Source organism: Paraburkholderia aromaticivorans (genome assembly GCF_012689525.1).
Taxonomy (GTDB): Bacteria; Pseudomonadota; Gammaproteobacteria; order Burkholderiales; family Burkholderiaceae; genus Paraburkholderia; species Paraburkholderia aromaticivorans_A.
In genome coordinates, this window is record NZ_CP051515.1 from 865,941 (window position 1) to 883,177 (window position 17,237).

Annotated in this window: 14 protein-coding genes and 1 pseudogene; 7 read left to right on the top strand and 8 right to left on the bottom strand. The window is 62.2% G+C overall.

Features of this window, described 5'->3' with window-relative positions:
- Window positions 1-111: 111 nt before the first annotated feature.
- Entirely contained in the window at window positions 112-771 is a 660-nt protein-coding gene (locus HF916_RS15740) for a M24 family metallopeptidase (RefSeq protein WP_168789831.1), read from the top strand.
- A 50-nt stretch (window positions 772-821) separates the two neighbouring features.
- Here HF916_RS15740 and HF916_RS15745 read toward each other — a convergent pair whose 3' ends face one another.
- On the bottom strand, window positions 822-2,318 hold the full coding sequence (locus HF916_RS15745) for a HAMP domain-containing sensor histidine kinase (RefSeq protein ID WP_168789832.1): 1,497 nt from the start codon (window positions 2,316-2,318) through the stop codon (window positions 822-824).
- Entirely contained in the window at window positions 2,315-3,043 is a 729-nt protein-coding gene (locus tag HF916_RS15750; RefSeq protein ID WP_168789833.1) for a response regulator transcription factor, read from the bottom strand. The genes HF916_RS15745 and HF916_RS15750 overlap by 4 nt, the downstream gene beginning before the upstream one ends.
- 266 nt (window positions 3,044-3,309) lie before the next feature.
- Here HF916_RS15750 and HF916_RS15755 point away from each other — a divergent pair, with 266 nt between their 5' ends.
- Window positions 3,310-5,184, top strand: a complete 1,875-nt coding sequence (locus HF916_RS15755) for a cytochrome c biogenesis protein DipZ (RefSeq protein ID WP_168789834.1) — start codon at window positions 3,310-3,312, stop codon at window positions 5,182-5,184.
- A 50-nt stretch (window positions 5,185-5,234) separates the two neighbouring features.
- Window positions 5,235-5,975, top strand: a complete 741-nt coding sequence (gene msrA, locus HF916_RS15760) for a peptide-methionine (S)-S-oxide reductase MsrA (RefSeq protein WP_168789835.1) — start codon at window positions 5,235-5,237, stop codon at window positions 5,973-5,975.
- A 63-nt stretch (window positions 5,976-6,038) separates the two neighbouring features.
- On the opposite strand, the pseudogene HF916_RS15765 reads toward msrA, so the two are convergent.
- Window positions 6,039-6,305: pseudogene (locus HF916_RS15765) on the bottom strand (cyclic peptide transporter); the annotation flags it as partial.
- Between the two features lie 1,340 nt (window positions 6,306-7,645).
- Here HF916_RS15765 and HF916_RS15770 point away from each other — a divergent pair.
- On the top strand, window positions 7,646-9,910 hold the full coding sequence (locus HF916_RS15770; RefSeq protein ID WP_206001895.1) for a hypothetical protein: 2,265 nt from the start codon (window positions 7,646-7,648) through the stop codon (window positions 9,908-9,910).
- Between the two features lie 5 nt (window positions 9,911-9,915).
- On the opposite strand, the gene HF916_RS51505 is transcribed toward HF916_RS15770, so the two are convergent.
- The 3 genes from HF916_RS51505 to HF916_RS15780 all read right to left on the bottom strand — a co-directional run bounded on the left by HF916_RS51505 (window position 9,916) and on the right by HF916_RS15780 (window position 12,057).
- Window positions 9,916-10,038: a hypothetical protein gene (locus HF916_RS51505; protein ID WP_277352287.1), complete on the bottom strand. Its 123-nt coding sequence runs from the start codon at window positions 10,036-10,038 to the stop codon at window positions 9,916-9,918.
- An 80-nt stretch (window positions 10,039-10,118) separates the two neighbouring features.
- Window positions 10,119-10,910 carry a hypothetical protein gene (locus HF916_RS15775; RefSeq protein WP_168789836.1) on the bottom strand — a complete coding sequence of 264 codons (792 nt, stop codon included), beginning with the start codon at window positions 10,908-10,910 and terminating at the stop codon, window positions 10,119-10,121.
- A 118-nt stretch (window positions 10,911-11,028) separates the two neighbouring features.
- Complete coding sequence (locus HF916_RS15780) at window positions 11,029-12,057, bottom strand: MerR family transcriptional regulator (RefSeq protein ID WP_168789837.1); 1,029 nt, start codon at window positions 12,055-12,057, stop codon at window positions 11,029-11,031.
- Between the two features lie 142 nt (window positions 12,058-12,199).
- Between HF916_RS15780 and HF916_RS15785 the strand changes: the two genes are divergently transcribed.
- The 3 genes from HF916_RS15785 to HF916_RS15795 all read left to right on the top strand — a co-directional run bounded on the left by HF916_RS15785 (window position 12,200) and on the right by HF916_RS15795 (window position 15,667).
- Entirely contained in the window at window positions 12,200-12,874 is a 675-nt protein-coding gene (locus tag HF916_RS15785) for an HAD family hydrolase (protein ID WP_168789838.1), read from the top strand.
- A 367-nt stretch (window positions 12,875-13,241) separates the two neighbouring features.
- Window positions 13,242-14,204 (top strand): response regulator, encoded by a 963-nt coding sequence (locus tag HF916_RS15790; protein ID WP_168792031.1) that lies wholly within the window; start codon window positions 13,242-13,244, stop codon window positions 14,202-14,204.
- A 23-nt stretch (window positions 14,205-14,227) separates the two neighbouring features.
- Window positions 14,228-15,667 carry a sensor histidine kinase gene (locus tag HF916_RS15795; RefSeq protein ID WP_168789839.1) on the top strand — a complete coding sequence of 480 codons (1,440 nt, stop codon included), beginning with the start codon at window positions 14,228-14,230 and terminating at the stop codon, window positions 15,665-15,667.
- A gap of 61 nt (window positions 15,668-15,728) precedes the next feature.
- Here HF916_RS15795 and HF916_RS15800 read toward each other — a convergent pair whose 3' ends face one another.
- Together HF916_RS15800 and HF916_RS15805 are read right to left on the bottom strand one after the other, a co-directional pair.
- Entirely contained in the window at window positions 15,729-16,694 is a 966-nt protein-coding gene (locus HF916_RS15800) for an alpha/beta hydrolase (RefSeq protein ID WP_168789840.1), read from the bottom strand.
- Window positions 16,687-17,202 (bottom strand): thioesterase family protein, encoded by a 516-nt coding sequence (locus HF916_RS15805; RefSeq protein ID WP_168789841.1) that lies wholly within the window; start codon window positions 17,200-17,202, stop codon window positions 16,687-16,689. Before HF916_RS15805 ends, HF916_RS15800 begins: the two co-directional genes overlap by 8 nt.
- Between the last annotated feature and the right edge of the window lie 35 nt (window positions 17,203-17,237).

Sequence of the window (17,237 nt, forward strand, 5' to 3'; positions counted from 1 at the left end):
AACGAATTCGTAGGTAGTTGTCGTCTTTATGACACACAGTAAGGCGACGTGCGCCGTGGACACCCGGCGTCCCGCTCGCTATATTCAAGCGGATATAACCGGAGAGATGGGATGGAAGCAGCGGCGAAGCAGGCGGTCGGCAGCAAATACGTGCTCGAGTCGATGAAATACGCGCAGGGCAAGACGTGGGAGGTCGTGAACCGGCTGGCGCAACGGGTACAGCCTGGCATGCTGGAGTCGGCGGCAAAGGCCGAATGCCATAACGTGCTCAACGAAATGGGCATGGACCGTATCTGGCATCCGATTCTGGTGCGCTTCGGCGAAAACACGCTGAAGGTTTTCAAGCAGCAGTCGGAAGGCGATCCGCGGCTCAAGGAAGACGATATTTTCTTCGTCGACCTCGGCGTCGTTTTTCACGGGCACGAGGGCGATGCGGGCGCCACGTTCGTAGTCGGCAGCGACGCTGAGATGAAGGCCTGCGCCGATGCCGCAAAAACCGTATTCGACGAAGTGGAACATCATTGGCGCACGACCCGCGCTGGCGGAAAAGCGCTATACGACTTCGCCGGGCAACGTGCGGCCGCGCTCGGCTGGCGTCTGAATCTGGATATCAAGGGTCACCGCGTGAGCGACTTTCCGCACGCAATCTACAAGGCGGGCAACCTCGGCGATTTCGCCGATTGCCCGGACGCCGGTCTGTGGATTCTGGAAATCCAGCTTGCCCATCCGACCCGGCCGTTCGGCGCGTTCTATGAGGACTTGCTGATCTGAGCCTGAACCCGCTGAGTCCTGCATCTCGCAGCGGAGTCAGGCCCTGGCCGTCACATCAGGACGCTGGCGGCACTCGACCTGGTGGCGGCCGTCGGCAACTCGAAGCAGAAGGTCGTGCCCGTTCCCGCCGTGTCGAGCAGACGTATCTGGCTCTGGTGCAATTGCAGCATGCGCTGGACGATCAGCAACCCCAGTCCACCGCCCCGATGCGCGCCGCCGGAACTGAACGGACGTTCGAACAGACCTTCGCGCTGCTCGGGCGGAATGCCGGGGCCGGTGTCGCTGACCGTCACCGACACTTTGCCGTCCCTATGCGCGAGGTCGACTTCAATCGATCCTTCAGCGGGCGTATGGCGAATCGCGTTGTCGAGCAGATTCGTCAGCACGCGCTCGATCATGCCGAGATCGGCGCAGACGGTCGGCAGACGTGGCGGAATATTCGCGCGCAATTGAATGTGCCGCGCCTCGGCCGGCAATTCAAATTTTTGAAAGACGTCCTGCACCAGATCGACCAGCGAGAACTGTTCGAGTGCGGGTTGCACGTTGCCGTGTTCAAGCCTGGCCAATTCGAACAAGGCCTGCGCGAGCCGGCCCACCTTGACGCTTTGCGCGAGCGCGATTGCCAGATAGCGTTTGCGCTCCGTTTCGCCGAGCGTGTCGGACTTCAGCGAGAGCGTTTCGAGGTAGCCGTGCAGCGAGGTCAACGGCGTGCGCAGGTCGTGCGAAATATTGGCGATCAGCTCGCGGCGCTGCTGGTCCTGCCGCGTTAGCGCGCGCCATTGTTCGCCGATGCGGTTTGCCATCTGCGCAAACGTCGCTTCGAGCACGGCGATTTCGTCGCGCCGTCCGGCCGGCGACGAACGCGGCACGCTCGGCTGGGTGTCGGGCTCGCCCTCTGCATCGAAGCGGCGCATGGCATCGGTCAGGCGGCGCAGCGGCCGCGTGATCAGGCCGAATGCGGTCAAACCGGCCAGTAGCCCCAACAGGGCGACCAGCGCCATCGACCACAACGTCGTGCGCAGCACGGAGCTAGCCGCCACGCGCGCGGCGAGCGCGTCGTGTTCCTCGCCGAGCAGGACCACGTAGATATAGCCGGACGGCGCCTGTCCGCTCAATTGCAGCGGTGCTGCGCTGAACACCTTTTTACCGTCGACGCTGCGCGGGTCGTCGCCGAGAATCGGCAGCGCGTCTCCCGTGATGAATTGCCGGATCGGCGCAAGATTCACCTGTTCGCGCTTGACGTGCCCGGCGGGCGCATCGTCGCCTTTTATGTGGCCCTGGTTGTCGAGCAGATACACCTCGACGCTCGGATTCACCCTCATCAACTGGCCGAATAGCTGCCGGACCGCGTCGGGCCGCAAGCCGTTGGCGTCCATCAGCGAGCTGCCATGAGCGATATGGTCGGCGAGATTGCGCGACAGGCTCTGTATGACCTCCTTCTCGTGCAGATCGCTCGAACGGATTTGCAGGAAGGCCGACGCGCCGCAGCATGCCAGTAGCAGCACGGAGAAAACGAGCGAGAGCCGCTGGGTCAGCGTCAGATTCACGATGGGTCCTTCGGTGTCTCGCCGGGCACGGCGAGCTTGTAGCCGCGTCCCCAGACGGTCAGGATGCGCTCGGGTTGAGCCGGATCGGCCTCGATCTTCGCGCGCAGCCGGTTGATATGAGTGTTGACGGTGTGCTCGTAGCCTTCGTGCTGATAGCCCCACACCGCATTGAGCAGGTCCATGCGCGAGAACACTTTGCCGGGATGCTGCGCGAAGTAATACAGCAGGTCGAATTCGCGCGGCGTGAGTTCGATCGGCTTGCCGTCGACGGCGGCCTCGCGTGTCAACGGATCGATCGACAACCCCGCGATGCGCAGACTGCCGGTTTCGATTTTCGAGTCTTTCGCCAGCGCGTCGACGCGGCGCAGCAGCGCTTTCACACGCGCCACCAGTTCGAGCACGGAAAACGGTTTGGCGAGATAGTCGTCCGCGCCGAGTTCGAGGCCGAGAATCCGGTGCACTTCACTCGAACGGGCGCTGGTGATGATGATCGGCGTATAGCGCGTCATCGCGCGGGCGCGCCGGCAGATTTCCAGTCCGTCGACGCCGGGCAGCATCAGATCGAGAATCAGCGCGTCCCAGCCGCCTTGTTCCAGCAGGCGCAGCCCTTCATTGCCGTCGGCGCTGTGCACGACTTCATAGCGCTCGTCGCGCAAATGCAGGCTCAGCACGTTGGCGATATCGACATCGTCTTCGACGATCAGGATGCGCTTCAGATTGTCCATGGTGGGCTTGAGCCGCGGTTCAGGGCTTGGTTGAGGAGGAAGGCCGGGCACGGCCGCCGGGAAAAGCGGCCATGGCGCCATTGTGCAAAATTTCCGGGCAGCGAGTTATCACATTTAATTTAACTTTTCGTGAGGACTTCGACACCGGCGGCGCTCTAGGATGTGGGCACTTTCTGCAGTATCAGGTTTTGAATGAACCGTACGCCGGCTGCCGCCCGAGCCAGCGTGCCCACTTTAACCGACCTATACGAACGTTCGGAACTGCCATGTTACTCATCGTTCTCGCCTATCTCGGCGGCGCCCTTACGATTCTCAGCCCGTGCATCCTGCCGGTGCTGCCCTTTGTTTTCGCGCGCGCCGACCAGCCTTTCGTGCGCAGCGGATTGCCCTTGCTGGCGGGCATGGCGCTGACCTTCGCCCTCGTCGCGACGCTTGCCGCGGTGGGCGGCGGCTGGGTCACGCAGGCTAACCAGTACGGCCGCTGGGTGGCTATCGCACTGCTGGCGATCTTCGGGCTGACGTTGCTGTTCCCGCGCTTCGCCGATCATCTGATGCGGCCGCTCGTCAGCGCCGGCAATCGCCTGTCGAATTTCGCGCAGACCGATGGTCAGCAGGTCCGCGCGGGTTCGTCGTTTCTGCTCGGCATTGCCACCGGCTTGTTGTGGGCGCCGTGCGCCGGTCCGATTCTCGGTCTCGTGCTGACGGGCGCGGCATTGCGCGGCGCGAGCGTCGGCACGACGTTGCTGCTGGTGGCCTACGCGGCCGGCGCGGCGACTTCGCTGGCAGTGGCGCTGCTGATCGGCGGCAAGGTGTTCACGGCGATGAAGCGCTCGCTGGGCGCGGGCGAATGGATCCGCCGCGGCATCGGTGCGTTGATGTTGTGCGGCGTGGCGGCGATCGCGCTCGGTTTCGACACCGGCGTGCTTGCTCGCGTCTCGACGGTTGCGACCGGCGGTCTCGAACAGAAACTCGTCGATAAGTTGTCGCCGAACGCGGTGCCGGGCAAAGCGCCGGTCGCCGGCAATCCGGCCGATGCGTCCGGCGGCGCGATGGCGAGCGTCAACCCGTCGTCGCAATCGACCGCTAGCGCCAATGCGGATTCCACCGTGGCCAATGCGACGCAGGGCGGCGCGATGATGCGCGCCGTTGCAGAGCCGGCGCCGTTGCCGGTCGAAGGCGTGCTGCCCCCGTTGAACGGCGCTGTCCAATGGCTGAATTCGCCGCCGCTCACCACGCAGGACTTGCGCGGCAAGGTCGTGCTGATCGATTTCTGGACTTACTCGTGCATCAATTGCCTGCGTTCGCTGCCGTATGTCAAAGCGTGGGCGCAGAAGTACAAGGATCAGGGGCTCGTCGTGATCGGCGTGCATGCGCCGGAGTTCGCCTTTGAACGCAATATCGACAACGTGAAGAAGGCCACGCACGATCTCGGCGTCGACTATCCCGTCGCGATCGACAACAACTATGCAATCTGGCGCGCGCTGAATAACCAGTACTGGCCCGCGCACTATTTCGTCGATGCGAAAGGGCAGATCCGTTATCACCACTTCGGCGAAGGCGATTACGCGGAATCCGAAAAGGTGATCCAGCAACTGCTGACCGAAGCGGGGCATGCGAACGCGTCGAAGGTCGCGATCGGTATCGCAAACGGCGGCGCGCAAGGCGTGCAGGCCGCGGCGGACAACGCCGACATGCAATCGCCGGAAACCTACGTCGGTTATCAGCGGGCGGAGAACTTCGCGTCGCCGGGCGGGGAAGTGGCGGACAAGACGCACACGTATGCAGCGCCGTCGCAACCCGGCGTCAACGACTGGGGCCTCGCCGGGTCATGGAACGTGGGCGCGGAGCACGCCACGCTCGTGGCACCGTCGGGACGCATCGTATATCGCTTTCATGCACGCGACCTGCATCTGGTGCTCGGCCCGGACAAGGACGGCAAGCCGGTGCGGTTTCGCGTGAGCGTCGACGGCGCCGCGCCCGGCGCGTCGCACGGCACCGACGTCGCCGCCGATGGCAGCGGCACCGTAACCGGGCAGCGTCTCTATCAACTGGTGCGGCAAACCGGCGAGGTCGGGGATCACACTTTCTCGATCGAGTTTCTGGACCCGGGCGTGCAGGCGTTTGCTTTCACGTTCGGCTAAGCCGGCGCAAGTGGCTCGACTCAACTCTTATTTGACCTAAAGGACTGACCATGCGCACGATATCTACCAGCACAGCGTCGCTGCGGAAGCGTTTCTCCGTCACACGAATCATGGGCCTCGTCGTCGTTGCTCTGGGCGTCGTGGCCGCGCAGCACGTCGCGCATTCCGCTGAGGCCGCCACGAAGATCCCCGCGCCCGTACAGGATGAAAAAGCCGCCGCGACGCATAGCGAAACGGCGGTGTTCGCGGGCGGCTGCTTCTGGGGCGTGCAAGGCGTGTTCGAACACGTGCGCGGCGTGAAGCAGGTTGCCTCGGGTTACACCGGTGGAGCGGCATCCACGGCGCAATACGAAACCGTCAGCGAGGGCGATACGGGACACGCGGAGTCGGTGCAGATCACTTACGATCCGACGCAGATCACGTACGGTCGCTTGCTGCAGATATTCTTCTCGGTCGCGCACAATCCCACCGAGTTGGACTATCAGGGCCCCGACCACGGTACGCAATATCGCTCGGCGATTTTCCCGGTGGATGCGGCGCAGCGCGGCATCGCGCAGTCGTATATCGCGCAACTCGACAACGCCCATGTGTTCTCAGCGAAAGTCGTGACTCGCGTCGAGGACTTCAAGGGCTTTTATCCGGCGGAAAGTTATCACCAGAACTTCCTCGCGCTGCATCCGGACTATCCGTACATCGCGATCAACGATCTGCCGAAAGTGACCGGCCTGAAGCGGATGTTCCCGGATCTGTATCGCAATGATCCGGTGTTGTTCGCGACGGCGTCGCGATAGGGCGTGGGTTGATGCGCCGCCACCACCGCGACTGCGGGCGCAGCCGTGGCGGCACGCGGCGCATCACGACCCATTGGCCGGAAGCGGCGCGTGACCCGACACGCGCACGGGCCGCACTTCTTCGACGATGCGGCCGTCTTCCAGCCGGATATAGTGGTCGGCTGCGCTGAAATAGCGGTCGTCGTGCGACATCACGATCGGCGTTTTTCCTTGGCGCTTCAGGTCCGGCAGGATCTCGCTATAGAAAATCCGGCGGAAGGTCGGGTCCTGGTCGGCGGCCCACTCATCGAGCACCATCACCGGGCGGCGTTCCAGATACGCATGCACCAGCCGCCCACCTGGCGCGCTGGCCGCTACCGGGTCATGCGCGGTTGCGCAGCATTTGCGAAAGCCTGATCGCCGGGCCGCCGAATAACGATACGCTCGAGCGCTGGGCTGAGCAGATCGGCGTAAGTTCATGGACCGGAACGCCAACGTAGTTCGTGCTGCGAAGTAAGCGCGAGATATCGACACTTCGATCGTTGAGTTCCGTTTGTTTCCTGGGACGAGCTGAATTTCTGATAAAAGGATGCGACACTATTTCTGCATTACATTCAAATTATCCGTCTTGGTTCGGATAAACGGTCGGCAGAGGCATCAGGGTATTGGTATTACTAATATAAAAATTGCACGACCGCAAAATCGATCTGCGAAAATTCCATCAATCTGCTGACAAATCAAACATTTACGTTTTATCCGCTCTCATGAGGTAGAGCTTTTCCATTCCTTGTCATTTGGAAAAGCTTCGGTCGAATCCTATCGAAATTCTTCGTAATTGTCACTTATCGCCCTTGAACCGGGCACGTTACGCGGATGAAACGTTTATAATTCGTCTGCCAAAAGCTTCTGTAAGTAATACCGGAGAGATGGATCGAGCGCCGACGGGTCTGTAACAGTTACACCCACCGTTGCTGCACTGCGGTAGCTGCTTTACATAGGCGAAGCGGATTGGCGGATCAACGGTTTTTTGGGTTCCGAACCCGACTCGCGAGGCGAGGGCGCACCTCGATCACTGTCGAGCCGACGGGTCCACATTAAAAACCGGCTGTCAACGGTGAACGAAAAAAATTGGATTAATTTTTCGTCATCCTGAATTTCTAAGTCGCCCATATTGGTGCGAAATTCGTTTATCAAACTGAGGTGCACTGGCCTGTCAGTGTGAGCCTCGCCAGATGTTCGAGTCGCGTCAGCGGCATGCATTAACCCCTTGTGACGTTTTCCCGGTCATGCGATCGGCGGGATTCTTCATGCCGGCGTCGACTGAATCTTTCACGCAATCGGTGCGCGTTGCGCTCGATTGCCGCTGTTGAAGATATCGAAGTAGTCATTGTTTGCGATTGTCGAAGGATCGCAGCGCAATGAAATAGTAAGTATAACGTAATAAATAGAATGTTCGCCCGACGCCGGGAAAACATTTCGATTACACCGCTGTTCGGTGAAAGTCGGAATGCGAGCGGACGGCAAGCGCGTCCGCCACCGGATAGCGGCACATCAAAGCTTCATCAGCAATGAACGCGGTCAGCGCGTTCTCAGGTTCACCTCTCTCTGGACTCGATAACGTCAAGGCGGGACGACTGATCGATCTTGCTGAATTCTCGGGGACAACCTGCTTTTACCGAAACATACGGACAATGACGAGATACTTGAAACTATTGGGCGTTGCATCAGCAACAGTGTTGGCATCGTTTGCCGCGGACAGCGCGCAGGCCCAGGCAAGCACCATCACGGTCTCAGGGCAGCAATACAAGTTGTGCGCGCAGGAGAATGGCAAGTGCTCATTCCTCGGAACGGGCTCGGTGGTGTTCGGTGCGGTTCCGCCCACGTCGCCGTCGGTGATGTTGACCGCACCGCGTACGTTCAGCAACGGCGTCGGCTGTTATGTCGGCGCAGTTTCGCAGTCGGACCCCGCGTACGGCTATGGCAAGTCTTGCTGGGTTAAGGCGGTTGCGGCAACGCCGACTCCGGCTCCTACCCCGACACCCGCGCCGACTCCCACGCCGACTCCCACGCCGACTCCCACGCCGACTCCCACGCCGACCCCGACGCCGACGCCGACGCCGACGCCCACTCCGACTCCGACGCCGACGCCTACTCCCGCGCCGTCCCCGACGCCGAGCAGCTCGACCATGTCGTGCAGCACGCCGACGCAAACGGCCGGCGGAACCGCGAACGGCGTGATCAGCGCCGACACGCCGACCACCGACGGCCTGCGCGTGTTCCAGAACAACGCGTCGTTCAAACTGGCGATTACGACGAACGCGCCGAGCGCGGATACGGTCGTCTGGTCCGTCGCGGATTCCAATGGCGCGATCAAGACGCAAGGTAGTTTTGCAGTCAAGGCCGGCGTACAAACCAGCACGATTCCGTGTACGTCGACGTGGTCCGGCTATGGCGCACTCACCGCCACCCTGCGTTCGAGCGGCGGCACGTTGCCGAGCAGCGGCACGCGTCCGGTCGGCATCGCGACGTTCGGCGTGTTGCCGAACCTCAGTTCGGTACTGGGCACCGTGACGTATGCGCACCAGGATCAGCACCGCTTCGGCATGCAGGGCTTCAACGGCAACATCGCCGCGCTGCACGCTCTGGGTATCTCGTGGACGATCGACGATCGTCAGGTATCGGCCATGGAACCCAACGGCCCCAACACGTACACGCCGAACGTGAATGACCTCGATCCGTTCTACAAGGCCAATCCTGATCAGATGCGTATCGTGCGTCTGGATGGACTGCCGGCGTGGGACTCGAAGACCGGCCAGTTCAACGACAGCTACTACGCGCCGTCGAACATGCCCGAGTTCCAGACCTTCATGGGCAAGGTCGGCACCGATACGAGCCTGATCCGCGCCGCCAATTACCCGAATCAGCAGAAGAACTACTATCAGGTAACGTGGGAACCGAGCCTCGGCTGGGCGGATAGCGATGCGAACTTCGTCGCCATGTACAAGGCTGCCTACGAGGGCATCCACTCGACCGATCCGAATGCGGTCGTGATGGGCACCGGCAATCCGTTTGCTTCCAATTGCGATACCTGTACGACGGGTTATCTGCAGAAGTTCGGCGCGCTCGGTCTGTGGAATTACATCGATGCGGTCGCAACGCACGGCTACTGGAATGCGGGTACGTACCCGGCTCACCCGCCTGAACTGCAGGACTCCGATCCGAGTACGGCGAACCAGGCCAACGCGCTCGACAACCAGATGACGCAGCTGCGTTCGGTCATGCAGGCCGGCAAGCCGAACATGAAGCTCTTCTTCACTGAAGCCGGCGTGAGTTATGACCCTGGTCTCAACTACGGTCCGAATGTGCCGTCGCAGAACCAGTTGTTCGCGCATGCGGCAGTCGGTGTGCGAGCGCACATCATCGTGCTTGGCGGCGGTGCGCAGGTGACGACGCTGTTCTACGGTCCGGACTATCCGGGCGAAGTGGGATACGGCTCGTTCTTCGACCTGAACGACGCCCAAGGCGCGTTTGGTGCATCGAACCTTTCACCGAAGCCTGAAGCGATGGCCTTTGCAACGATGACGCGTGTTCTCGACGGCACGAATACGCTGGGCCGGATCAACAGCGCGCCCGCCGGAGTCTTTGCGTATGGGTTCCAGCAACTGGGTAACGGCAAGGTCGTGACCGCCGCGTGGACGCACAGCAATGCGCAGTGGCCGGCGAGCAACGGTACGTATAGCCAGACCTATTCGACCGGCTATTCGCTCCAGGTCGACAACGCTGGCACGTCGGGCAATGTGACGAAGATCGATGGTTACGGCAATGTCAGCACGGTTGCGTACACCAACGGTCAGGTCGCGCTGACGCTCACTGAAGTGCCGCAGTACATCGTGTCGAACAACGCCACGGTTGCCAAAGCAAATGCGACTGTTCCGCTCGGTTACACGGGCCAGTAAGCGGCTCAATAAGCGCTGAAAGAGATCGACGCGCCGCCGATATGAAAGGCGGCGCGTCGATTACGCATCATGGTCAGGTCGGCGACGGTACGCTGTAGCCGTTGCGCGCCGACGTCGATCGCAAGCACGAAGTCCGCCCGCGCTCGCGGCGCATAAAGACGGAGAGAGAGCGGCCCCGCGCCGCGACGTTCTCTACCGCGCGCAACGCCTACCGTTGCGCGTTCAAAACCTCGACACCCTTATCCGTAAAGAACGCGAGCCCGGCACCGAGCATCGCGTATTGGCTCTTGATCACCGGCATATCGTGCGGAACGGCATCGCGTAGCGCCGCAAGATACTTGGGTGTGAAGATGCGGCTCCAGTTGGCGGCTAGCTGATTCGCCGAACCTATCATCTCGTGATGCGTCGCGCTCCAGTTCACTCGCAGCGGGAAGTGAACGAAGCGCGCCGCCTGCTTCGGGTCGCCCTTCAGTGCGGCGAAATAGAAGCCCTGAGCGCGTGCTTCGAATGCGTCATCCGTTTCGTCGGTGATCATCCCGTAGCGATGTCCCGCATTCGCGTCCGCGAACGACATGCCTTCGAGAATGAATTTGACCGGCAAAGTTTTCCCGCCGCCGTTCCAGCTGCCGGCAAGTCCCACGCTATTGGAAAAATCGAGGGGCTGGTCGCCGTTCGATCCATTGCCGACGAAGTGCAGCGTGAACGTGCCGTTCGCCTCCTGCAACGTCAGATTGGTGCCGGATTGTTGGCCTGTCAGCGCAATGTTCCTGAGGTAGCGGTAGTAGAAGTAATGTCCTTTGCCGATCACTTTCCCATGCAGCACGAGCGTCATGCCGACCTTCGCTTCGCCGACCGTACCGGAATACTCGACACTGGCCGTGTTTTCAGTCTGCGCGACGGCAGAGTGATTCATGCTCGTCGAAATCGTCAAGAGCGCGGTAAGCATCGCGATCGTGCGTCGCCGCGTCAGACCATGAAGGCGCAATCGAAGTGTGTTCATGCGACGTCCTGTTATTGGAAGTCACGAGGCTAGCATGAACAGCAAGGCTCCAGAGTCGCCTTGGTGCAGACCACTGAACTCCCGGTCGGACGAAACCGACCGGAAGCCGCGCGCCACATCAAAGCGGCTGCGCGACATTCGCCATCGCCTCGCGGATGAACACCAGCAGCGTTTCATCCGCCCATGTGCCGGCCATCAACTGCGGCTCCGTTTGCAGTGCGTGGCGGAACTTGGCCTGCGTACGTGGATCATCGCCCGCGTAGCTTCTGAAGAGTTCGAGCCAGTGAAGCGCAAGCTCGCGTGCTCGCGATGTCCGCGGCCCGACGCCCGCATCGATCGCATCGCGCACGTCGGCCATGAGTTGCGGCCATTCCATCTCGCGCTTGCCGTAGTTGGCGCGCATGAAGCGAATCTCCTCGGGCGACAGATACTTCTCGTAGATCAGCAGCTTTGTTTCGCTAAAGGCCTTCAGCACGTAGTCGCGCAACTGCGTCGAAATACCGATATGCGCCTGCATCGACGGTTCGTTGTCGTGCATCAGATTCAGCTTGGCGAGCAGACGCGGGTCGCCGTTCGTGTCGCGCACGAGCATCGTCATCCAGCGAATCGACAAGGCGCGCGCCTCGTCGCTCTCGGGTGGCACGCCGCTGTCCATCAGTGCGCGGACCTGGCCGATGAGCTCGGTCCATTCCGGGTTCGGCGTCTGGCTATTGCGGTACATCGGCATACGTGCGAGTTCGTCTTCGGAGAAATACTTGTCGTACATGGTCATCAACTCCAACGTGATAAGCCAATCGGTCAGATCCGGTTCCTTGCCGTCGAGCAACACGCCGTGCAGATCGACGAGGCGTTCGCGCAAGCGCTTCGCCTGTGCGATCTGGTTGTCGAGCATGGCGATCTGCCGCGCGACGATCGATACCAGCGGCGTCTCCGGCTGCATCAGCCAGGTCTGAATCTCGGCGAGGGCGAGTCCGAAACGGCGCAGCGCCTGGATCTGGTGAAGCCGGGCGATGTCGTCGCGGTCGTAAAGCCGGTAGCCGTTCTCAGCACGCGCCGAAGGCGTGAGCAGTCCGATTGCGTCGTAGTGGTGAAGCGTGCGGACGGTCAGTCCGCTGCGCCTCGCAAGTTCTCCCACTTTCAACAGCATTCGAGCCTCCGGTCAGTGTGCACGTTGGAGGTTAGAACCTTACGCTACGTGAGGGTCAAGAGGAACGGCGAGCGGATTCGCGCGACCCGCGAATCCCGGGACATGGCATATTGGCGAAGCTAGTCATCGACAGGAGCACACCATGCGAATCCAGACCTCTTTCCTCTTCGATCTCGACGGAACGCTGGTCGACAGCGTCTACCAGCACGTGCTGGCCTGGAAAGAAGCGCTCGACAGCGAAGGCATTCCCTTGTCGGTCTGGCGAATTCACCGCAAGATCGGCATGAGCGGCGGGCTCTTCACGAATCAGCTTCTGCGGGAAACGCACGGCGAAATCAGCGCCGAGCGGGTCGAGCGTCTGCGTCATGCTCACGCCGCCGCCTATCAGCGATTGCGCGCGCAGGTGTGTCCGCTGCCGGGCGCGCGGGCCTTGCTCGACGCGCTGACGCAAGCCGGAACGCCTTGGGCCGTGGCGACGAGCGGCCGCATGGAGACGGCGGCGCTCAATCTGGAGGCGCTCGGTGTCGATCCCGCGAAGGCCGTGGTCGTGACGCGCGACGACGTCAAATATGCAAAGCCGGATCCGGATCTGTTCATCGCCGCGGCTTTGCGGCTCGGCGTACCGGTCGAAAACACGGTGGTGGTCGGCGACAGCATCTGGGACATGCTCGCGGCGCGGCGCTGTCGCGCGCTGGGGGTGGGCCTGCTCTCGGGCGGGTACGGCACGGAGGAACTCGAGCGCGCCGGCGCGCTACGGGTCTACGACGATCCGGCCGATCTGCTGGAGCATCTGGACGAGGTGGCGTCGCGGCCGTAACAGGTAGCCCTCCAGCGCGGATTGCCCAGAACGCATAAGCGCGGCCGTTGATCGCCGCGGCGACTTCGCGCGATCGATGCCAAGGCCCTGTACTATATTGTTCAGCGGAAAACCGCCTTGGCGACCGGCGTGAGAGAATCCTGCCTATAAGCAGGTGCGAGGCGCGCCGGAATGTTCCATATGCGAACATGCGGGAACCGGAAGCGGCAAAATATGGCGCTGCCATGCGGCCAATGGCCGAGGCAGCGGGTCCCTATATGCTCGGGGAACCGCCGCGTCGCAACGTGTCGTGCGGGTTGCTGTGACCCACGGCTGGCGGCCCGCCGCGGTTGTCCTCCAGCGGGGGCGTGACGAACCACGTGAAAATATGAACAATTTTATTCGACCACCTGTTCTCCATCCGTCGACGGTTGTTTTCGTGGATGACAACGACAGCTATCTCGACGCGCTGCGGCGTTTCTTTCCGGATAGCGCCACCAATCTGTTTTTTACGCGGCCTCAAACCGCGCTTGCCTTCATCCGTCAGCACGCTCGCGAGAATTCGCTGGAGTTCGCGCCGGCGTCGGCATGTGTGAGTGAGACGGGTTTTGAGCGCTACATGGAAACCGCGGCGGAACGGGATATCCTGGCCCGCGGCTCCCGTTTCGCGGAAGTCGCGGCGGTGGTCGTGGATTTCGACATGCCGGGCATGAACGGCGTGGAATTCCTCTCGTCCATCTCCAATCTGCGCTGCGCGAAAGTGCTGCTGACCGGGGTCGCGGACGAAACCGTCGCGGTCAAAGCCTTCAATGCGGGAATCGTCGATTTATACCTGAGAAAAACGGATACCGACTCCGCCAACCGGCTGGCCCATTTCCTGAAGGATGCCAAGGCCAGGCACTGTTCGGAAGGCGGCTGGCTTGCGTTGGGCGAGAACGGCATGACGTATTGCGACCCGCGAACGCGTAAAGTCATCGACGAGGTGGTGGCCGCGAACGGTATCGTCGAGTATTACTGGCGCCCGGAACAGGACGCCATTCTGATGTTCGATCGCGCCGGCAACCCGAGCGTTTTCGTCGCGTGGGCCGAGAACGACTGGATCTCGCAGGGCGAAATCGTCGCAGACGAGGACGGGCCGGCCGACCTTCTGAAGCAAATGGCGGTGCGCGAGGTGATGCCGATCTTCTGGCCGAACCTGGCCTATCGCTCCGGCATGACCGTCAGAACGCTGACCCCACGGACCATTCCGGGCTGGGATGACGTCTTCTATTGCTGGACCCCGATCGACAGGGCCGACGTGGGCATGGACCTGATGACGTTCGCGCAATGGCGGAAGGAGCGGACTCGCTAAAGTCTGCCGAGACGTTAAGCCACATGTACGCCATTCCGACTGCCTGCGTGTCCGCGATGTTCGTGGTGTTCGGCCTATACGTACTGATTACGCAAGGCGCGACGCGTTTGTTCACGCCGTTCATCCTGATGTGCGTCTCGACCTTCGCCTGGCAAGGCGCATGGACGCTGCTGTTCCAGACGGACAACCCGCACACCGCGGACCTGCTGGTCAGAGGCGGCTATCTCTTCATTCTTTTTCTGCCGACAACCTTCTACCACTTCGTGACGGAGGTGGCGGCGCAGCGCCGTGAGCGGCCGATATTGCTCGCGTCGTACGGTCTGTGTTTCGTCCTCGCGATACTGCTGCCCGGTAACGAAGTGGTGGCGGGCTATCAGCATTTCTTCTTCGGCTACTATCCGGTCGCCGGGCCGCTGCATCCGTTGCATGTCGTGCAGACTGTGTTGCTGGCCGGCCGCAGCGCGCAGCTTCTGCTCGCCGCGCGCCAGAAGGCGGAGGGCGACGCGCGGCGGCGCCTCGATCTGTGTCTGGCGAGCCTGTGTTTGTACTCGTTTGCCGCGATGGATTACGCGGTCAACTACGGCTTCGGATTCTATCCGCCGGGCGTCCTGTTCATTGGCCTGAGCCTCGGGCTGCTGGCGATCACCATCGTCCGCTATCACCTGATTCACCCCTATGCCGTGGCGGCGACCATCGCGCACGAAATTTCGACGCCGCTCGCCACCATCGGCATGCACGCCGACGAAATCGCCAGCGTATGGGGGCATGTGTTCAAAGGGTATCGGACGGCCGTCACGCACGGGCTGTATGACGATCACGACGAGTCCGGACAGTCCGAACGCATCGGCCAGCTTGCGACCGCGATCCGGCGCGAAGTCTCCGGCACCAGCGCGATGGTCGAAATGGCGCTCGCGTCTTTCACGCTCGATCGTCTGGACCGCGGCGGCTTCAGCCGGCATTCCGTGCACCAGTGCGTGATGTCGGCGCTGGAGCGGTATCCGTTCAGCGGCGACGAGCGTGAGCGTGTCACGGTGATGCCCATCGACCTCGCCATGTCTTTTTCGGGCTCGGATACGGTCGTGGTTTTCGTGCTGTTCAATCTGCTAAAAAACGCGTTGCATGCCATTCGCGTGGGCGGCGATGGCGAGATCACGATCAGCGCCGTTCGGGATCAGGACTTCTGCGTGCTGCAATTCCGTGACACCGGGCCGGGCATCGCGCCCGACGTCCTGCCCTATATCTTCGACGCCTTCTTCACGACCAAGCGGCACGGCAGCGGTGCGGGCATGGGACTCGCGTTCTGCCGTCGCGCGACGGAGCTGCTGGGCGGCAGCATCGAGTGCAGTTCGATACGCGGCATCCATACGACCTTCACCGTGCGGTTGCCGGCACCGGACACGCCCGCCGATCGCGCACTGCGCAAGACACCTGCGCGTTCGCCACGCCGGCGTCAGAGCCAATAGATAGCCCACAGGTTGAAAGCGGTGGCCGTTGCGATTGACTATCCGGCGGCCTGAACGAGTGCTAACCACCGGCCGCGGACGACGACGGCGTCGCATGGGCGGACAGAAAACGGCACACCTCCGCGTGGAACCGCTGTACGCCGGGGCTCGACTCGATGGCGCGCCAGCATCCATGCACGAGCCCGGCGCCGATCAGGAGCCGCGCCTCGCCACCGGCCGCGTTGATACGCTCGGCAAACACGCGCGCGTCGTCCCTCAACGGATCATGTTCGACGCCGATCGCCAGCGTCGGCGGCAGGCCGTCGTAGCGCGTCGCATCGAGCGGGATCGTCCACGCGGGGTAGGGCGGGTGGGTGCCCCAATACAGATCACGGAACGCATGAACGTCGGTTAGCTTGAGCATCGGCGCGTGCGCTTCGCTTTCGCGCGCGGGCAACTGCGGCTCGGTGCCGAGCATCGGATAAACCAGCACAAGGCCGCTTATGCCTTGGACCGCGTCGTCGCGCAGCCGCATCGCTACGCTGGCCGCCAGCGTGGCGCCGGCGCTGTCGCCTGCCAGTTGCAGCGGAGCGCCGGCACGCAGATCGAACGGCAAGCGCCCTGCCAAAGCGGCGAGCGTGACCTCCATGCAATCGTCATGCGCGGCCGGCGCGGGGTGTTCGGGAGCCAGCCGGTAGTCGACCGCGATCACATCGAGACCGGTGTCCGCGGCAAGGCGTGCGGTCACGAGCTGATGGCTGTCCAGCGAGCCGAGCACGAAGCCGCCGCCGTGAAAGTACAGCACGGCGCCACGCGCCGCCTCATGACGCCTTGCACGGTTCCGGTACAGCCGCAGCGCGATCGAATGGCCGGCACCGGTGTGGAACTCGGCGTCCTGCGTCACGACTTCATCCGGCAACGCGGGGGTGACCGTCGCGGCGTACTGGTCGTAAATCTTGCGCTGTTCAGCCGGCGTCAACGAAGTCGAATGCCCCGGATAAATTGCGGCGGCTCTTTCGATGAACGAGGCCATCTCTGGCTCAAGCATGTCCACTCCCACTCGGCTTCGTCTTCGCGGGCAAGCCGATCACGCGGCCGGCAAACGCGGCGGGCGGCAGTGCGGCATGCGCGTCGGTCAATGCCCGCACGTGCGCCGCGACATCCGGATCGAATGCGGCGGCGCGTGGGCCGGCGGTGTCCACGTGCAGCAACATCTGCTCGCCTGCTGCCACCGGTTCGCCGCCATCGCCGGTGAACATCTCGAGGTACAGATGCAGCCGCTTCGCATCGTGCCCGAGCACGCGCATGTCGACGCGCACCTGCGCGCCTTCCTTGATCTCGTGCAGATAGTTGATATGCGCTTCGAGCGTGTAGATCGAGCGCCGGCGTTTCTTGCGCACGGTGTCCGGCAAACCGATCAGGTCGATCAGGGCGTCGGTCGCGAAGCTGAAGATCAGCATGTAGAACGCGTCGCGCAAATGGCCGTTGTAATCGACCCATTCGGGGCGAACCGTGTCGCGATAGTTAGGGAGGGCAGCGGCTTGTGGCGTCGGCAAAATCGTCTCCGTTGTTCGTATCAAAGGCGGCTGCG

Bases quoted from the DNA above. Each gene is read 5' to 3' on its own strand.
- HF916_RS15785 (WP_168789838.1), top strand. From the start codon at position 12,200: ATGCGAATCCAGACCTCTTTCCTCTTCGATCTCGACGGAACGCTGGTC.
- HF916_RS15755 (WP_168789834.1), top strand. From the start codon at position 3,310: ATGTTACTCATCGTTCTCGCCTATCTCGGCGGCGCCCTTACGATTCTC.
- HF916_RS15775 (WP_168789836.1), bottom strand. From the start codon at position 10,910: ATGAACACACTTCGATTGCGCCTTCATGGTCTGACGCGGCGACGCACG.
- HF916_RS15770 (WP_206001895.1), top strand. From the start codon at position 7,646: ATGACGAGATACTTGAAACTATTGGGCGTTGCATCAGCAACAGTGTTG.
- HF916_RS15780 (WP_168789837.1), bottom strand. From the start codon at position 12,057: ATGCTGTTGAAAGTGGGAGAACTTGCGAGGCGCAGCGGACTGACCGTC.
- msrA (WP_168789835.1), top strand. From the start codon at position 5,235: ATGCGCACGATATCTACCAGCACAGCGTCGCTGCGGAAGCGTTTCTCC.
- HF916_RS15740 (WP_168789831.1), top strand. From the start codon at position 112: ATGGAAGCAGCGGCGAAGCAGGCGGTCGGCAGCAAATACGTGCTCGAG.
- HF916_RS15750 (WP_168789833.1), bottom strand. From the start codon at position 3,043: ATGGACAATCTGAAGCGCATCCTGATCGTCGAAGACGATGTCGATATC.
- HF916_RS15795 (WP_168789839.1), top strand. From the start codon at position 14,228: ATGTACGCCATTCCGACTGCCTGCGTGTCCGCGATGTTCGTGGTGTTC.
- HF916_RS15790 (WP_168792031.1), top strand. From the start codon at position 13,242: ATGAACAATTTTATTCGACCACCTGTTCTCCATCCGTCGACGGTTGTT.
- HF916_RS15800 (WP_168789840.1), bottom strand. From the start codon at position 16,694: ATGCTTGAGCCAGAGATGGCCTCGTTCATCGAAAGAGCCGCCGCAATT.